This is a genomic window from Enterococcus sp. AZ170 (assembly GCF_050545135.1).
GTDB lineage: Bacteria > Bacillota > Bacilli > Lactobacillales > Enterococcaceae > Enterococcus_L > Enterococcus_L ureilyticus.
Genome location: NZ_CP172947.1, coordinates 2,834,468 through 2,851,217, shown reverse-complemented (window position 1 = coordinate 2,851,217; position 16,750 = coordinate 2,834,468). Strand labels below are relative to the sequence as shown.

The following is a 16,750-nucleotide window of genomic DNA, read 5'->3' as shown; positions in this document are numbered from 1 at the left end:
GAGGCACCTCATGCATATCATTCCGTTAATTTTAGCTATGATCGTTGCAGTTGAACATTATTACATTTTATATTTAGAAATGTTTCAAACTACGTCTACAAGTGCGCAGCGTAGCTTTGGTCTGGATAAGGAATTTTTGGATGATCCAAGAGTGCAAACGTTATTTAAGAATCAAGGACTATACAATGGCTTTTTAGCAACTGGAATTTTATGGGGGCTATTTTTTGCTTCAAATAGTTGGAGCGTTGTGCTGTTTTTTATCATTTGTGTGATTGTTGCCGCAGTATATGGAGGCTTAACTTCTTCTAAATCAATTTTGATAAAACAAGGGGTGCCAGCAATTATTACGTTCATAGCACTTTTAATTTTTAGATAAATGAAGAAAAGTTTAAGACAAGAAAATCATTGTCTTAGGCTTTTTTTTGTATTCTGAAAAAAACTTATAAAAAGTAAGTCTAAATACTTTACTTACTTTTGGTAAGGATATATACTATACCAGTAATCTAAAAATCAATTGAAAACGAAAAGGAGCACTATACATGACAGAATTTATGCAAGCATTAAAAAAACGCCGTTCAATCTACGCTTTAGGAGATAATCTACCACAATCACAAGAAGAAATCACCGCTTTAGTAAAAGAGATCGTTAGAGAAAGTCCAACTTCTTTTAACTCACAAACACAACGTGTGGTTTTCTTATTCGGCGACGCACACAAAAAATTATGGTCAATGACAGAAGAAGCGTTGAAACCTTTAACACCTGCAGAAGCGTTTCCAAATACACAAGCTAAATTGCAAAGCTTTGCAGCAGGATATGGAACATTGCTATTCTTTGAAGATATGGATATCGTAAAAAATCTACAAGAACAATTTGAATTATATGCAGACAATTTTCCTGTTTGGTCAGAACAAGCAAGTGGTTTAACGCAAGCCAATGTTTGGACTGCCTTGGCACAAGAAAATATTGGAGCAAACTTACAACATTACAACCCAGTAATTGATGAAGCGGTAGCTAAAGAATGGTCTATTCCAAGCCAATGGAAATTAAGAGCGCAACTGGTTTTCGGTTCGATCGAAGCTCCTGCTGGTGAAAAAGAATACATGGAAGATAGCGCACGTTTCTTAGAATTTAACTAATAACGAGCAAATGGGGGAGAAAAGTATGGTGGGCAGATTACCTGAAGAAACAATCGTAAAGCAAGTAAAATTAAAAGTTAAAAATTTACAGGCAATGACAGATTTTTATACAAAAATGATTGGGCTTGTTTTACTAAATAAAACGGAAAACACCACTTTCTTAGGTGCACAAGCTTCTTCGGAAACCATGATGATTCTAGAGGAACTTATTGATCCTATCGTGAAAAATAATACGACTGGCTTGTACCACACCGCTTTTCTCTTACCTTCTCGCAAAGATTTAGGCAATAGTTTAGTGTGGTTGCTGCAAAATAATATTGAAATTGGTGCTGCGGATCACGGATATAGTGAAGCGATCTATCTGACAGATCCAGAAGGTAACGGGATCGAGATCTATCGTGATAAACCAAAAACGGAGTGGGATATTCGTGCAAATGGAGAAATCATCGGTGTAACTGAAGAGCTCGATGGGGATGCTGTTGTTGCTGTGTCTGATGGACAATGGCTAGGACTAGCACCAGGATCACGAATCGGCCATGTTCATTTACAGGTAGCTGATTTAGCTGTGACGGAGAAATTCTACGAACAACTTGGGTTCTCTTTAAAATCTAATTTTGGCGGACGTGCTAAATTTTTCGCTGCTGGTGACTATCATCATCATATTGGAACGAATACTTGGAATAGCCGCAATGACGCTTTGATCAGTGAAAACCAGTTAGGATTAGCTTGGTACACATTTCAGTTGCCGTCTAAAGAGGCACTAGATGCGTTGCTCGACCGACTCAACGAACAAGCTATTGCTTATGTCTATGAAAATGAACAACTAACGATTCAAGATCCGAACGGCATGCAGATCAAATTTGAATACTAATATAAGATAAAAGGTCAACTTCATTGCTGAGGTTGGCTTTTTTTTATTTGAGCAGACTTTAGATTTGATAGACTGGAAGGAAAAGTATGTTCACAGTTGTGAGTCATAAAATCTATTGAAAGCGAAAAAGCCTAGCTGAACTCATAAATATCTCATTTAAAGAGCTATATTCTCATTTTTTTTAAATAATAACAATTAAAATGAAAAATTATCGTAAATTATTATGGTAAACTTCAATAAGTGAGTTATTACTGATTTTTAGTAATAATGAGTTAGAATAAAAAATGGGAGGGATTTAAGGGTGAAAAAGTATATTCATTTATTAACAGTTGGTGTCCTATTGGCTTCGAGCATTCCAATGACGGCTAATGGGGAAGAAGTTCATGTAGAGGATAATAATACAATTTCGGATATTTCTTCGGAAACAAACGGAATTGAAGTAGAACTTATTGAACAAGAAACGACAGATACAGAACTTTTAGATTCAGAAAGTGAAAATGCGCAAACAGAAATAGTAGATCAAGAAAATGAACAGGAAGATGCCAAGGTTGAAGAAACAAAAACATCAGGAACTGAACAAGAAACTGTAAATGAAGCTGCCGCAGTTACTAACGAAGTGAAAGCAACACCACAAGCATATGCAATTTCGCCAGAACTTGGGATACCAATTCCTGATTATGATGGAAAATTAGTAGATAAAGAAAATACAATAACGGACATCGAAAATTCTAAAGTTACCTCAGATTATGCTTTCATGCCTCAAATTACAGATAAAACACAAGTAGTTGTTGAGGGAAACCATGTTACTGCAGATGGGAAATATATCTTTTATTTGAAAGAAAATAGCAAGGGAAAAGTCACAGTTACCTATAAAAATGTCGGGACTTATGATGGCAAAGTTATTGATTTAAAAATTTCTTTTGATGATTGGACGTTTATGCAAGTATTCAATAACGCTGGCTGGAACCCTAGACTTACAATTGGTCCACAGAGTACTGGGATTTTTATGTATGGTCTGTCAGATCTAAAGGCAAATTACTATTTCTTGGATCATTTAACTGGTTTACAAGCCCAAGTTTCCGGATTTTTCAATTTTACTGATATTGACAATAATCAATACTTAGATATTTATAATAATGCAAATATTAAAAATTTCTACGCAAGTAAAGACAACGTTCTCTATTATAAAAATAATGACGGTTACATTAGTGTAGGGGATTATATTGGACAAGATGCAGATGATGAGTTGAAAGATAATAAATATTGGTTGACATATACTTACAACAAAACCTCCAATTTTACTATTACTTTTCATGAGCTAAGAGAAGCGATTCGTGGATATGGTGCATTATTTGAGTATACGTATGAAGCACCTGTTGTAATTGAACCACAAGCAGAAACAAAAACGAAGAAGCTAACCGCGAACAACACAAGCATAAAACCTGTATATCAATCCTTAAATACAGCTAAAGTAGAACAAAAAAATGCAGGTGAAACCGTCACTAACCCATTGTCAGCTAATCGGTTACCTGAAACGGGAGAACAGAATAGTAGTCACTTATTTACGTTTGGACTGTTGCTACTTTCAAGCCTACTATTTTTCAAACGAAAAGATCGTCTATAATATACTAGAATGTTGTGTATTGGTCAAAATAGAAAATATAAAGGAGAATCAGGTACTCTATGATTCTTCTTTATTTTGTCTACCCTATAAAGCTAAAAAATTAAAGTTTTCAGTTAAGTACAAAATGGCACGACAAACTAATTTATAGCAGCTATGAGGAATCTAAGAAGTTTACTAGACTTATAAGTAGCTGGTTGATATTTTGAATAAGTATGTTGAACGGCTGCAGAGCTATAATTTTGAGAAGTGGGATTCTTACCAGATCACTATAAAATGAGTACTCTTAATTTAGTCAGACTCAATATAACATAAGCAACAGAGCATACATAGATAAAATAATGAAATAAAGTGAAACTTCCGACTTTGTTTTATACACTAATAAAGTGAAGGGAGCGTATTGAATGGTAAAAATGACAACTGAAACAATAACTTTAGTGAAAAAAGCTAAAAAAGGGGATGATTCAGCATTTGAGAAACTTTTGAAAGAACAATATGAATATATTTATCGAACCGCATATCATTATGCAAGTTCTGAACAAGACATCCTTGATATTATTCAAGAAGCAACGATCGAAGCATACAAAGGAATAGCCAAATTAAAAAGTGAGCAGTATTTTTATACATGGTATATTCGAATATTGATACGAGTTGCAACTAAACTAGCAAAAAAAGCAAATAGTGTGAAGCAAGTAAATATTGAAGACTATTCAGAAGATATTATCAATGGGGACAATAAACATGAATTAGAACAGGAGCTAGATTTAATTCATTCTTTCAAAAAAATTGATAAAAAATATACGGAAGTTTTGCAGCTTTTTTATTACCAAGATTTATCGATTCAGGAAATCAGTCACATTTTAAACGTGCCAGTGGGAACTGTAAAAACGAATTTATTTAGAGGAAAGCAAAAATTGAAATCAATTTTAGGAGGCGACTATTTTGAAAGATAATTCTAAAAAAGTGATAACTAAAATCAATTCAACCATCCAGGTTCCAAAAGATAAAACATATCAAGCAATAGAAGAAGGTATCCGCTTAGGAAAAAAAAGTAGCACAAAAATAAGAATCTATCCCTTCATACCAATCGTTGCACTAGCCGCTATAGCGATGATTATTATCATTCATACACCGATGGTAGATGCACTAGCCAATATTCCAGCTATTTTGGGTGCGAAATTAACGAAAGTCGAACCTGGGGAAACCAAAGAAACAGCACCTGTAACCATCAAGACACCGAATCATGCCCCTGAAAGTACTGAGACAATAAAGCCGATTAAGCTTATCGAGGGGACTGAAGTGACGCAACAATTGTTAATGACACATGCCTGGGCACCTTTAATGAATTCAATTTCAGGTGAGCCCTTCATGGATATTGTTGATTCAAAAGTTGTAATTCATCGCTTCAACGCAAATGAGCTATTGCTGTCATTTGTAGATATCAGAACGGGTCAAGAAATCTCGGAAGCAGATACTATATATTATGATGATAAGAATGAACCGATTGAAAGCTATAAAGAGTTAGATAAACATCTTTATAAAATTCAAGGAAATATATTAGAGCAACAAGTGTTATTCTCTTCGAAAAGACAATCAGATCCAACATATATGGAGTTGAGGATAGTGGATGGATTACTAGTAATGTTTCCCCACGATGATTTTGATCATAAAAAAGACCGACAACTCATTTTACAAGCTGTAGAAATAGTTCCGAATTAATAAGGATGAGGTGAATAATTTTAACCTAGATTAAGTTTATAGGACTTTTTAGAAGTAAGAGAAACGAATGATGTAAAACAGAAGATTTTGTTGTGTAATTTTTATTAAGAGGTTTAATATCAAAAATTAGAAAGGGTGAAGTTTGCTGGCGGATCCTAAAAATTATTTTTTATCCAATATTTAGATGAAACTATTTATCTTTATTTTTTGAAATAATAACTAAGTAGAATTATGCTGGATTTGATTGTGAATGATAGACCCAATCCGTTGATTGATGCAATTTTGGACAAAAATAATGATGGTACTTTAAGGAATAGTGCTGTTGGAACTTCCTCTGATTTGGATGACCTTCTGATACTTTATATAAAAAAAGATGTCGATAATTCCTCACCAACATCAGAAAGTATAGACCCTTATGTGCCCCTATACTTTTTTAATCTTTCTATATCAAAACTTAGTGTTTCAAATAATAAAATACACGGATTCTCATAGCTCAAGTTAGAATCATATCTCTTATAATCTTCCGATAAATTCGTAATATCATCTAGTTCAACCAGTGTGAATGTTCCTTTTAAGTTAAGCGTTGTGACGTATCCAGCATCAAATTCAGCATAACAAGCTATTGTCGCTTTTGGATTGGCTTGTATATCTTTGACAATATCAGTATTTTTATCTAAATAAAAATACAAGGTTACAAAACTGAATCGACTCATAATCGATTGCAAAATCAACGTTTTTGGAAATCCATTTTCGTTAATTGTTGAAATAGCATATGCGTGTGTACGTTCTAAAATAGTTTCTGCAGTTACCATAGTTTCCCCTCCATATGAATCATGATTTTAACATAGAAAAAAAGGGGAAAAAAGACCCTATATAAATTAAAAGATATTTTTAATTTATTGATGCTAGGATGAAATCAAGGATACGATTTAGTAAAATTATACCTAAGGAGAAAAGGACGTGTCTCACATGGCAAAGCAACGATTTACTGATGAATTCAAACAAACAATTGTTGACCTCTATCACGCAGGTAGCTCAGTTGAACAATTAGCAAACGAATATGGGATGGTACCACAAACTTTTTACAAATGGATTAATTTTTATACTCCAAATGACTATTCTGACGTTACGGAGGCTGGATTTCTTAAGTTGAAAAAAGAAATGGCTCAGCTTAAGGAAGACAATAACATCCTAAAAAAGGTCTTAATCATATTCGCAAAAAATAAATGATAAGACACTTTTTGAAACGATTCATCATTTATCAAGCGAGGTAAATGTTTCGAGAGCTTGCCAGTTATTTGAACTCCCCGCTCAAGCTATTATGGGCGACTCACCCGAATCGAATCGAGCAAAAGAAAATAAAGACTTGAGCGACAGAACTCTAAAAATATATTTAGATTCTAGGCGCTGATACGGTGCTTCCAAAATTCACAAGGAGCTTGTCAAACTAAAGATTAAGATCAGCTTAAAACGAGTTTGAAATTTAATGAGACAATTCTTTATTCAATCGATTATTATCAAAATATAGCAGTCTGGCCCTTCAAAAGCAGCCGAGCTTATTCAAGAACGTGACAATCTTCTCAAACGTAATTTTTCAACCACAGGTTTAAATCAAAAATGGGTAACAGATATCACTTATATTCACACGTAAAAGATGGTTGGTGCTATTTATCATCATTTCAAGATTTGCATTTTAAGAAATCATCGCTTGGTCATTTGGTAAATTAATGAAAACGGAATCATTTTTAGAAAACTTAGACAAAGTTATCCTGACGCAAAAAGTGACAAAAGACTTGATCCTTCATTCAGATATAGGCAGCCAATACACGAATGACCCTTATGGGGCACACTTGGGTGAATTGGAAATCCGTCATTCATTTAGTGGGGAAGGCTGTCCCTATGATAACGCAAGCATAGAATCATTTCACGCTACGCTGAAAAAAGAAGAAGTCTATCAAACATATTATCAAACTTTTGAGAAAGCCTCGACAAAATTATTTCAATATATAGAAGGCTTTTATAATCGCAAATGAATTCACGGTGACGCCACAAAAAATGAAGGAACGTGCTCAAAAAGTCGCTTAATTCTTTTACACTTACCATTTTTTTTTGCGAAAAAATCATGAGTATCATTCGCCATCGCTTCCCACAACGGTCATGCATTTGAGTTTGAGGGTTATGGGAAACGATGGTACACTCTCGAAGTGACATTTTTCAAAAAAGTCTCCCACAATGTGTCCAAGATATTGACTTAGATCCAAATTCACTAAAAGGTTCTCGGGGAGATAAAGCAAAAGAAAGTTTTACAAAAAATAGTGAGAAAATAGATAGTATTTCATCAAAGTAGTTAATTGATCTTCCCTAATGTAAATAAAATGAGAGTAAGAGAGCCTGAAATATAATTTTTTGAGTTACGTTCCAGGCTTTTTTCTTGCAAACGATACTATCGACACTCAAAAGTATCAATCGGATAAATTATAGCTGCATGAATCATGTCAGTAGACTATCAAAGGTTACAATCACAAATATCAATATAAAAGAAACTGACATATTTTACAGTATCAGTTTCTTTTAAAAGTGTCCATACCAAAAGCATTGATTTTAGGTTAAGGAAAGAGTGATATATTATAGAGCCTAATTAATTACCAAAGAAGACTGTAGTACTATTCCGCTAAAATCAGATAGTACAGAATTGTTTAGCTACCTAATCAAGAGATAAGGGCCAAGCAGGAGTTGAACCTGCAAAATCTCCCAAATGAGTTCATGACCCAAAAAATAAATTGACTTACAAAAATAGTATATATTATTTTCTTTTGAGTTGGAAATAATTAGCTTTTTAGTATTTATGATAAACTGTTTGCTTAATTAGCATACATACAATTAACATAGTTGTTGAATGTACGAACTTATATCACACAATTAATGAAAGAATTATAAAGCTTCATATATCTGAGGATCAAGTAAAGGATATTTATGAGTATTTAGATGCAAAAGGATTTATTGTAGCTTTGGACTATTACGAAGTATCATTCTAAAGTTAATAAAAAAGTATATAGTAAAATCTGACACAATATGATTGTGTCAGATTCTCTTAAATGTACCTATACCAAAAACATTCGTTATTGGGAATGGATATTTTACAAATAATTAGAGTTCCCGTCGAGGTGCTTATCTTCATTCTATAATATCAAAGAGTCTTCCCTTTTTAGTTACAATCATTTAAACTAATGATAGCAAACTGTATTTTACAAAAGGATGGCTATAGTTGTTTATTAATAGCACAACCAGTGTAGCAGGGGCGTGTCAGCTTCATTCAGCCAATCTGCAAGCGTATTAAATAGAATTTCTGTCTCTGTTAGTTCAGGACAAACCAATGTTGCAGGAAAGAGTGCAGCAATACAGAGTTTTTCAACCTTTCAATCCAGTCTAAAAGGGATCTCTAACAGTGTTGTACAAGCAGGGGACAACATTCATTCTGTCGCCAAAGAGTTTGAACAGATTGATCAAAAAATTGCTCAGTTACCGACTCTTTCTTTTGGAGGGTTGAGATAATGAAATTAACAGCACAACAACTCTTTGACGATAAAAAATATCGTTTCAATAATCAATTGGAGGAACTTCAAGAAGCATAACGAGAGAATAAAAAAGCGCAAGGATTCAATGATGATATAAAATTGTTTAAATTTTACTTAGCTGATGAGTTTAAGAAATTACCGATTTACACAAATTTATCATCAAAAGAAGATAAATACTATTTTGTGGATGCTGGAAATTAAGTGACAAATTTTTAAGTGATTATTTTCATCTAATTAATAATTACAAAAAGCATAAAATAGAGTATGGTAGTAACATTATGTAGCTGCAACGATATCACTTAAAAGTGTGGGTCTCAAAAACGTTGGAATCGATATTCCATTTACACATAATCCTTGACGCAACCAGTTTGAAAGGGATTTTTTTTTGAATATAGAAAATCTTTTAACATCAATAATCACCCTATCAATAAGTTTCTATTCTGGAGTATTAATCAGTAGAAAAACTTTAAAAAGTACGAATAAACACAATGTATTACAACGAACTGAATGGATTAGATGTCTAAAGACAGTTGCAACAGAATATAATGAGCATGAATTACCTGTCAGTAAAGCATTTATGTTACAAAGATGTCTCTCTCCATTTTCTCAGGAAGAATTAAATATGGAAACACCCGAAAAATATTGGAATAATTGTAGATATTTAATTGATAAGATGAAAGGTACTTAAAAAATTAAATGGATAGAATATAGAAATTCAAACGATAGTAAGACACAAACAAATATTTTTTATCAACAATATTTAGAATATGAAAAGCAGTACATATTTTATTGTAGAGGAGTTATAAATGGTACGACTACTGATAATGTGTTTACTCAAAAAAAAGCTAGCTTTAATTGCAAATGTTGAGTTGAAATTTAAATTTATGTGATTAAAAAGTAATCTTAAAAAACTAGATGAATTTTCTCTAGAGATAGAAAAATCAGTTATTTGGACTGCATGTTTAACTAAATTAAATGAACATTAACGAACAACTAACTTATTCATAAATGACAGTTATAATAGAAATATCGGCAAGTTATTCACTATAAGTTATAAAAAAGTCTTGCTTCAATTTTATAGGTGTAAACAATTAGTTTTTCATCATTATCTGTATTAACTTAAGTAGTCACAAAAACAATATTTTTTTGAACTGGAGGATATTATGGGACTAATTGTTCAACATGATGACATTATTGCACTATTAAAAAAATTAAATATTTATAATGGAGATGAGCTAATTATTTATGCTACTTTGAAAACTAGTAAGCCTTTTTACGTAAAGATGAATTATTTAAATCTGGATAAATATATTGTTCAAGGCGTATGGTTAGCTGTTAGTAAAGAAGATGTAAAATTTCTCACTGTTAGTCAACTAGGAAAATTACATAAAGAAGTCATTACAATTCCACATGAGGATATTAGTGATTTTAATGTTAAGAAGAATTTATTATTGTACACCATTTCAATTACTGATTGGCAGAAAAATGTTGTTCAATTTAAAGTTGCAAGTAAAGTTTTTGGTAATAAAAAACATCATGCTGATTTTATTGAGCTTATAAATCAAACTAAAGAATAAGGCTCTTGCAATGTGGTAGTGTAAATGAATAAATTTAGATTGGAGTTAACTATTATGACTTATGAAGTAATTTTAGATAAATTTAAAAATGTTGTTAATTTAATGATGAAACGTGAAAATGCACGACGTAATTTTGTGTATTTTAATCGTGTTGCTCGTATTGTATTTATTGTTTCTGTTTCTATATATAGCGTTTATCTTTACATGAGTGATCCTTCTTTTTCGTTTAATTACGGATTAGCTTGGTGGATAATAATTTTTCTTTTAGTTGTTGGTTGGATCGGTGAATTCTTTTTTGTTTCGTTCACAACTAAGACTTATCATGAATACCTTAAGATAAGAGATATATTTTCAGAGACCGTTTATCAGGAGTATAAGGTCTCTAGATTACATAAGGTTGCTCCATTTTTAGATGAGGAAGAATCGTTTAGAAATCCTGAATATTTGTATTTCTTTGAATGTGGTTTTGGTGAGTATGCGAAAGAAATTCAAGAGACTTATTTGGAGTCTGTCAGTATTTATTTGTTTGATGTTACTAATATTCACGAGTTATCTGATTTTTTAGATACAGATGAAATCCCTAAATATATTGGAGAAAAAGTTGCTAAGGATTTTAACACTTCTTTTGTAGATTGTTTACTGATAAATAGCGAAGAAAATCCAGCTAAATATTATATAGTTATTTATACTAAATAATATTTAGCTAGAAACTTATTATAATGCGATTTATGTAAATATACTTCTTTATATTTTACAACAAACAAGACATGATTGAAAATAGATAAAAAGACCTGGAATTTATAAATGTTTTATTTGTACCAAAAAACATTCGTTTTTGGCATAACTATTTTTTTCTTTTAAAATAAAAAATAACTCTATTGGATAAGATTCAAAATAGGTTATATTTTTTTACAGGTATTATGCATAAAAATACCAATTATTCTTTGTTATAAAAAGAAACCAGCTATTCGTTGACTAAAATAAGCAAATCTTAAAGGTCTATACCTTTAAGATTTGCTTATTTTTTTTTTTATTACTTATTATTTAACAATATTATTATATTATGTTTGACATTGCGTGTTAGACATATTATTTCTTAGAATGTTTAATACCAAGAAAAAAGCATATATAACTTAACTCTTATGTAATTATACTCATTAATAATGATAATTGCAATATACATTTTTATCATTTTTTAGGAATTATACTTAAAAAATTGATAAAATTAGTTTTTTACAAAAGTGCCGTCAAATAAGCCGTCAAAAGAAAGGAAGAGATAAATGTCTAGAAGAGGCGAAAATATTTATAAGAGGAAAGATAATCGTTGGGAAGGACGCTATAAGAAAGGACGTAAAAGTAATGGTCAATTAAAGTATGGTTATATTTATGGCAAAACGTATGGTGAAGTGAAAGAACGTTTATACGCATTCAAATTGAAATATCAAACCCTTATTCAACTTCAGGGAGAGTGCGCCATTACGTATGAAGAATGGGGAAGAATATGGTTGAAACAACAACAATTTACTATTAAACCTTCCACCCATAGTGCGTATTTGTACAAATTAACTCGCTATGTTTTTCCTATTATAGGAAAAACGGCTCTTAATCAAATAACGAAGCAAACGATCCAAACTGTTATTGATAAGTGGCAGGAACAACTTTTACAGCCAAGTACGATTCAAGTATTGTATCAGATCATGAAAAAATCGTTAAAAGATGCCCATGAGCAACAACAACTTCTTACGCTACCTTGTCAAAATATTCGTTTACCGAAGAAAAGGAAGCCTTCAGTAAAAGCATTATCCACTTTGGAACAACAACAATTAGAAAAGCAAGTTAAAGCATTGCCTTTACACAAAGGGCTTCCTGTTTTGTTGGCATTGAACGCAGGGCTACGAATAGGAGAAGTCTCTGCTTTACGCTGGGAAGATATTGATCTAAATAATCGAATGATTTATGTGAAAAAAACTTACCAACGATTACCAATTGTTGGGTCCAAAACAAAAACACAACTTATCTTAGATAGTTCAAAAACAGATCAATCAACACGCGTTGTACCCATGACATACACTCTTTATAAGTATCTAAAAAAATGGAAAAAGAAAGCACCAGGAGCCTTTGTTTGTTCAAACAAAACAATCCCTAGCGAACCTCGGTTATTGACCTACTATTTTCATAAAATTCGAAAAATATGTGGTATTCCCTCTACACATTTTCATCATTTACGCCATACATTCGCAACACGTTGTATTGAAGCAAATGGGGATATTGCATCTGTTAGTAAATTATTAGGTCATGCTTCAACGCGAACGACATTAGATGTATACACCGATTCTTTAGTAGAAAGTCGTCAACGAGTGATTCAACAAATGGAAGAGAAAAAAGAGGGAAAGAAATAAAAGAACGTACGTTTTATAATAAACAAACTTTCTATCTTCCATACACGCAAAAGAAAACGCTTTCTTTATTTGTGTAATTAATTAAGGATAATAAATTTTAAGATCTCTTTCTCTTTTAAATAAAAATTGACTTACTTTTTGCGCCGTCAATCATCGTCAAATATCTACTCAGACTATTGATCCACCAGGCATTCTAAGATATACCTTGGTATTAAACATTCTAAGAAAAATTAATGTAGATCATTGAGCATTAAATGAATCACCCCTCATAAAAAATCATACTAAAATAGTTGGAAGTGAAAAAGGAGAGTAGAAGTCATGTTAACTCTAGGGATTATTGATAATAAAAAGTCGAATGAGCAACTAAAACTACAATTTCAAGCGGAACCGTATTGCTTAACTAATATTAAGACAAAAAAACAACTTGCACAACTGAATGGCTTGATTGTATCGATGGATATGAAAGAAGACTTGAGTCAAGTGATTGAATGGATTATCGCCTGTCAAAAAGTTCCCACCGTATTTATTTGGGTGTTTTCAAAAGTTCTTTTAGATTATGAAGAAAACATTTTATTAGAATTAGGAGTAAATGATGTCATTATGACAGAAAAAAGGCAACCTGTATTGACTAAAGTGGTAAAAAATACATTTAAGCGATTAGAAGAACCATTTTTACTTGAGCCGGAGTCTCCACCGAAGCTATTGAACGAAAAAAATCAGTCAATTCAAGTTAACGGAAAAGAACAGGGATTAACACGAAAAGAATTTCAACTGATGCGTCTGTTATGTGAGAATCAAAATACAACTGTAACGTACGAACAATTAATGTATCAATTGTGGCCAGAGACAGAGAAGGTAGATATCCTTCGCTTAGCAAATATTGTATTTCATATTCGAAATAAATCAAAAGAAAGCGATGTGTTTACAATTAAAACGGTTCGATCGAAGGGATATATGTTAGCTATGAAATAGAGAAAAAACGAGGGTTGATGGACCGAGTAAACTTTTTTTACTTAAATAGCGTAAATGAATCAAATAGAATTCATTCATTTTGATCGAAGAGAACTACTTTTTTATAATTATCACTTAATTAGGGAGTAAATAATAACTTAGGAACTTATTTTTAGGAAACGAGAAGCTTTAGCAGTCAACAGGTAGGAGAGGAATAGGCACAGTAACGAGAAAAAAACTATTTTTGGCAGGAGAGAAATAATGACGCACGTAAAAAAATGGAAAAGGGTATTAGTTGGTAGTATATTTCTAAGTGCATTTTTTATGCGAGTTATCCCATCCTTTGCAGAAGAAGATCCAATTGGATTTACTGTGGAAGCACAACAATCGGTAACTCAACTAGATAAAGAAAAAGATTACTTTTATATAAAAACTACTCCTGGAGTGGAACAACAGGTGAAAGTTACTGTAACAGGCACTTCAGAGGAACCTGTGAAAGTCAAAGTGAGTACGGTAAATGGCTCAACTTCTGAAGCAGGAACGATTGATTATTCGCCAGGAGTGAAAAGCGATTCTTCGTTAAAGGACTCTATTGAAGAAATTACTACGATTGATTCACCAGAATTTGAACTAAAAAAAGGAGAAGTCAAAACGGTCTCAATCACCATAAAACCACCAATTGATTCCTATGAAGGGATTAAGTTAGGAACAATCTATTTTGAACGAGAACAGACAGAGGAACAAAAAAAACAAGCAATCAAATCTTCGTATTCCTATCGAATTGGGTTATTGCTATCAGAATCAGATGAAGAATACTCAAATAGTAAACAGTTAAATTTGATCGAGGTAAAGCCAGAATTAAAACGAGCAAAAAAAACAATTCAAGTGACCTTACAAAATCCGGAACCCAAAATGATCGCTGATTTTTCTTTAACTGCATCCGTTGTTGAAGAAAAAAGTGGAAAAGTGGTCAAAAAAAAACAATTAAAAGAAGGAGCAATGGCCCCTTCAAGCCAGTTTTCTTACGCAATTGATTGGGGGCTGGATCCAATACCAGCCGGAAATTATCTAGTAAAAATTGATGCAGAAAGTCGGTATGATCAATGGCACTTAGAAAAGAAATTTACCATTTCAGCTGAGCAGGCAAAAAAGATGAATGACGAAACGTTATATAAATTAACGTTACCTGAGTGGGCCTATTGGGGAACGGGGATAGTAGCTGTCTTACTAGTCGTTGATGGAAGTTATGTATTTTTACGAAATAGAAAATGGAAAAAAGAACTGATCCGTCAAACTAAGAGGAAAAAAGAAAAGAAGGGAAGGAAAGGAACAGAGAGAAAAAGGAAGGAGGAGTGAAGAATGAGTAAAAAAAAATGGTTTATTGTAGGGATAATTAGTAGCTTGTTTCTGTTCTTCCCTATGCAAAGCTTTGCGGAGTCAAACGAAAAAAATGGAACAGATGTAGGGATTCAATTTGAAGGAGAACAAGGAACGAGTGGCACTACTTCTTCAGAAAAAAAGACAGAACCAAGTGTGCCAGAGAATCCGATAAGTAAACCTACAGGGCGCTTACCTATGACCGGGGAATTGATGCAGCCAATCATACTTTTACTGTTAGGCTGGTTAGCTGTGGCACTCATTACGGTCTTTTTATTCGGGAAGAAAAAAGAGAGAGAAGAACAGGAGGAGAGTCAATGAGTGTGTATGTTTGGATTGCCGGAATGGGAATTCTTGGTTTGATTGGACTAATTCTGTTTCTTTCTACGGTGTTCAACGATCGAAAGGTTAGGAAAAAATTAGGCTATTCGATCTGGTCCCTCTTACCTAATTGGTTATTTTTTATACTTGCTGGAGTAGCTATGAGTATGATGGTGTACTTCTTTTTGAATGTGAAAGAACAGTTGATTCAGTTCGGTAGTTAATTCAGTGGATAGTAGATAGATTGTTACAGTCACTTTCTCTAGGTTGAAACGATACAGTGACTACCATAAAAAGGAATATCAGGAGGAAAATAATGAATAAAAAAGTTATCGCAAGCTTAGCAACAACTGCAGCATTAGGGGCAATGATGGTCGCAACAACGGACGCTCATGCCGATGAAATGACAACAAACGGCTCTATTTCGTTTTTTGAGGACAGTAAACCAGGAACTGGTCCGTTTGAAGGAAATCTAAAATTGGCTTATGTCCCAGAAGCGTTTGATTTTGGAAACAATGATATCAAAGGGGTATCCGGCTCGAAAACCTATACACAAGTAATTGATAAAACTAAAAAACAATATGTCGCAGTATCGGATGATCGTTCAACGAAAACAAAAGGGTGGACATTGAATGCGAAAGTAGACGATTTCGTCTCAACAGTCAAAGATGAACAAGGGAAAGAAACAACAACAACTTTAACAAGTGCGGAATTAGCCTTTAATGTCGGAGAAAATCAAAAATACAATATCGATGTCAAAGCAAGTGATGCGAATACACCTGCCGTACCAACACCAGCAATTACAACAGAAGGTGCACTAACTGCGTTACCAACAACGGATGCGGCTTATTATACGAACTCACCTGCAACCAATGCAAAAATTACGTTAGTAGCAGCCGGAGCAGAAGCAAAAATATTGAACTATACGTCTCCATCACAAGCACCTGCAGAAGGGACATTAGGTGTTGCCCGTGAGGTTTCAGGAGTAACACTGAATGTGAAAGACCATAGCAATGTAAAAGACAAGAAATTTACAAGTACAGTTCACTGGGTATTGAGTGAAGATCCAACTGTATAAAAGAAACTAAAGTAAACGTGTAAATAAGTGTATCGTTCCAATTGGAGAAAGTTACTGTAACAATCTATCTACCGAGAACAGCTACAATAAGAATAAGTAAAAGCAATCAAAGAAAAAGAATGAAA

18 protein-coding genes are annotated in these 16,750 nt (G+C 33.0%); 17 read left to right on the top strand and 1 reads right to left on the bottom strand.

Features of this window, described 5'->3' with window-relative positions; all coding sequences use genetic code 11:
• Positions 1–10 precede the first annotated feature (10 nt).
• The 6 genes from IGJ55_RS13815 (at position 11) to IGJ55_RS13790 (ending at position 5,347) form a co-directional block, all read left to right on the top strand.
• On the top strand, positions 11–376 hold the full coding sequence (locus tag IGJ55_RS13815; RefSeq protein ID WP_069639422.1) for a DUF1304 domain-containing protein: 366 nt from the start codon (positions 11–13) through the stop codon (positions 374–376).
• A gap of 163 nt (positions 377–539) precedes the next feature.
• A complete protein-coding gene (locus IGJ55_RS13810) occupies positions 540–1,136 on the top strand; it encodes a nitroreductase family protein (protein ID WP_069639423.1) in 597 nt (198 codons plus the stop codon).
• A 25-nt stretch (positions 1,137–1,161) separates the two neighbouring features.
• On the top strand, positions 1,162–2,007 hold the full coding sequence (locus IGJ55_RS13805) for a VOC family protein (protein ID WP_430606656.1): 846 nt from the start codon (positions 1,162–1,164) through the stop codon (positions 2,005–2,007).
• Positions 2,008–2,308: 301 nt separating this feature from the next.
• On the top strand, positions 2,309–3,631 hold the full coding sequence (locus IGJ55_RS13800) for an LPXTG cell wall anchor domain-containing protein (protein ID WP_069639425.1): 1,323 nt from the start codon (positions 2,309–2,311) through the stop codon (positions 3,629–3,631).
• A 401-nt stretch (positions 3,632–4,032) separates the two neighbouring features.
• Positions 4,033–4,581, top strand: coding sequence for a sigma-70 family RNA polymerase sigma factor (locus tag IGJ55_RS13795; protein ID WP_069639426.1), 549 nt, complete (start codon positions 4,033–4,035; stop codon positions 4,579–4,581).
• Positions 4,571–5,347 (top strand): hypothetical protein, encoded by a 777-nt coding sequence (locus IGJ55_RS13790; protein ID WP_430606655.1) that lies wholly within the window; start codon positions 4,571–4,573, stop codon positions 5,345–5,347. The genes IGJ55_RS13795 and IGJ55_RS13790 overlap by 11 nt, the downstream gene beginning before the upstream one ends.
• A gap of 413 nt (positions 5,348–5,760) precedes the next feature.
• Here IGJ55_RS13790 and IGJ55_RS13785 read toward each other — a convergent pair whose 3' ends face one another.
• Positions 5,761–6,159, bottom strand: a complete 399-nt coding sequence (locus IGJ55_RS13785) for a pyridoxamine 5'-phosphate oxidase family protein (protein ID WP_069639428.1) — start codon at positions 6,157–6,159, stop codon at positions 5,761–5,763.
• Between the two features lie 157 nt (positions 6,160–6,316).
• On the opposite strand from IGJ55_RS13785, the gene IGJ55_RS13780 reads away from it, so the two are divergent.
• From IGJ55_RS13780 to IGJ55_RS13730, 11 genes are all read left to right on the top strand, one after another.
• Entirely contained in the window at positions 6,317–6,577 is a 261-nt protein-coding gene (locus IGJ55_RS13780; protein ID WP_429948748.1) for a transposase, read from the top strand.
• Between the two features lie 497 nt (positions 6,578–7,074).
• The gene (locus IGJ55_RS13775; RefSeq protein ID WP_069639429.1) at positions 7,075–7,380 is read left to right on the top strand and encodes an integrase core domain-containing protein; all 306 of its coding nucleotides are present in this window, start codon (positions 7,075–7,077) and stop codon (positions 7,378–7,380) included.
• Between the two features lie 1,267 nt (positions 7,381–8,647).
• On the top strand, positions 8,648–8,899 hold the full coding sequence (locus tag IGJ55_RS13770; protein WP_429948750.1) for a TIGR04197 family type VII secretion effector: 252 nt from the start codon (positions 8,648–8,650) through the stop codon (positions 8,897–8,899).
• A 1,186-nt stretch (positions 8,900–10,085) separates the two neighbouring features.
• Positions 10,086–10,499, top strand: coding sequence for a hypothetical protein (locus IGJ55_RS13765; protein ID WP_429948752.1), 414 nt, complete (start codon positions 10,086–10,088; stop codon positions 10,497–10,499).
• Between the two features lie 54 nt (positions 10,500–10,553).
• A complete protein-coding gene (locus tag IGJ55_RS13760; protein ID WP_429948754.1) occupies positions 10,554–11,195 on the top strand; it encodes a hypothetical protein in 642 nt (213 codons plus the stop codon).
• Positions 11,196–11,779: 584 nt separating this feature from the next.
• Entirely contained in the window at positions 11,780–12,898 is a 1,119-nt protein-coding gene (locus IGJ55_RS13755) for a tyrosine-type recombinase/integrase (protein WP_429948756.1), read from the top strand.
• A 318-nt stretch (positions 12,899–13,216) separates the two neighbouring features.
• The gene (locus IGJ55_RS13750) at positions 13,217–13,870 is read left to right on the top strand and encodes a helix-turn-helix domain-containing protein (protein WP_429948758.1); all 654 of its coding nucleotides are present in this window, start codon (positions 13,217–13,219) and stop codon (positions 13,868–13,870) included.
• Positions 13,871–14,110: 240 nt separating this feature from the next.
• Complete coding sequence (locus IGJ55_RS13745; protein ID WP_430606654.1) at positions 14,111–15,205, top strand: DUF916 and DUF3324 domain-containing protein; 1,095 nt, start codon at positions 14,111–14,113, stop codon at positions 15,203–15,205.
• Between the two features lie 3 nt (positions 15,206–15,208).
• Positions 15,209–15,547: an LPXTG cell wall anchor domain-containing protein gene (locus IGJ55_RS13740; protein ID WP_429948762.1), complete on the top strand. Its 339-nt coding sequence runs from the start codon at positions 15,209–15,211 to the stop codon at positions 15,545–15,547.
• A complete protein-coding gene (locus IGJ55_RS13735; RefSeq protein ID WP_429948763.1) occupies positions 15,544–15,771 on the top strand; it encodes a hypothetical protein in 228 nt (75 codons plus the stop codon). The genes IGJ55_RS13740 and IGJ55_RS13735 overlap by 4 nt, the downstream gene beginning before the upstream one ends.
• A 92-nt stretch (positions 15,772–15,863) precedes the next feature.
• Complete coding sequence (locus tag IGJ55_RS13730; protein ID WP_429948764.1) at positions 15,864–16,625, top strand: WxL domain-containing protein; 762 nt, start codon at positions 15,864–15,866, stop codon at positions 16,623–16,625.
• Positions 16,626–16,750: the final 125 nt, after the last annotated feature.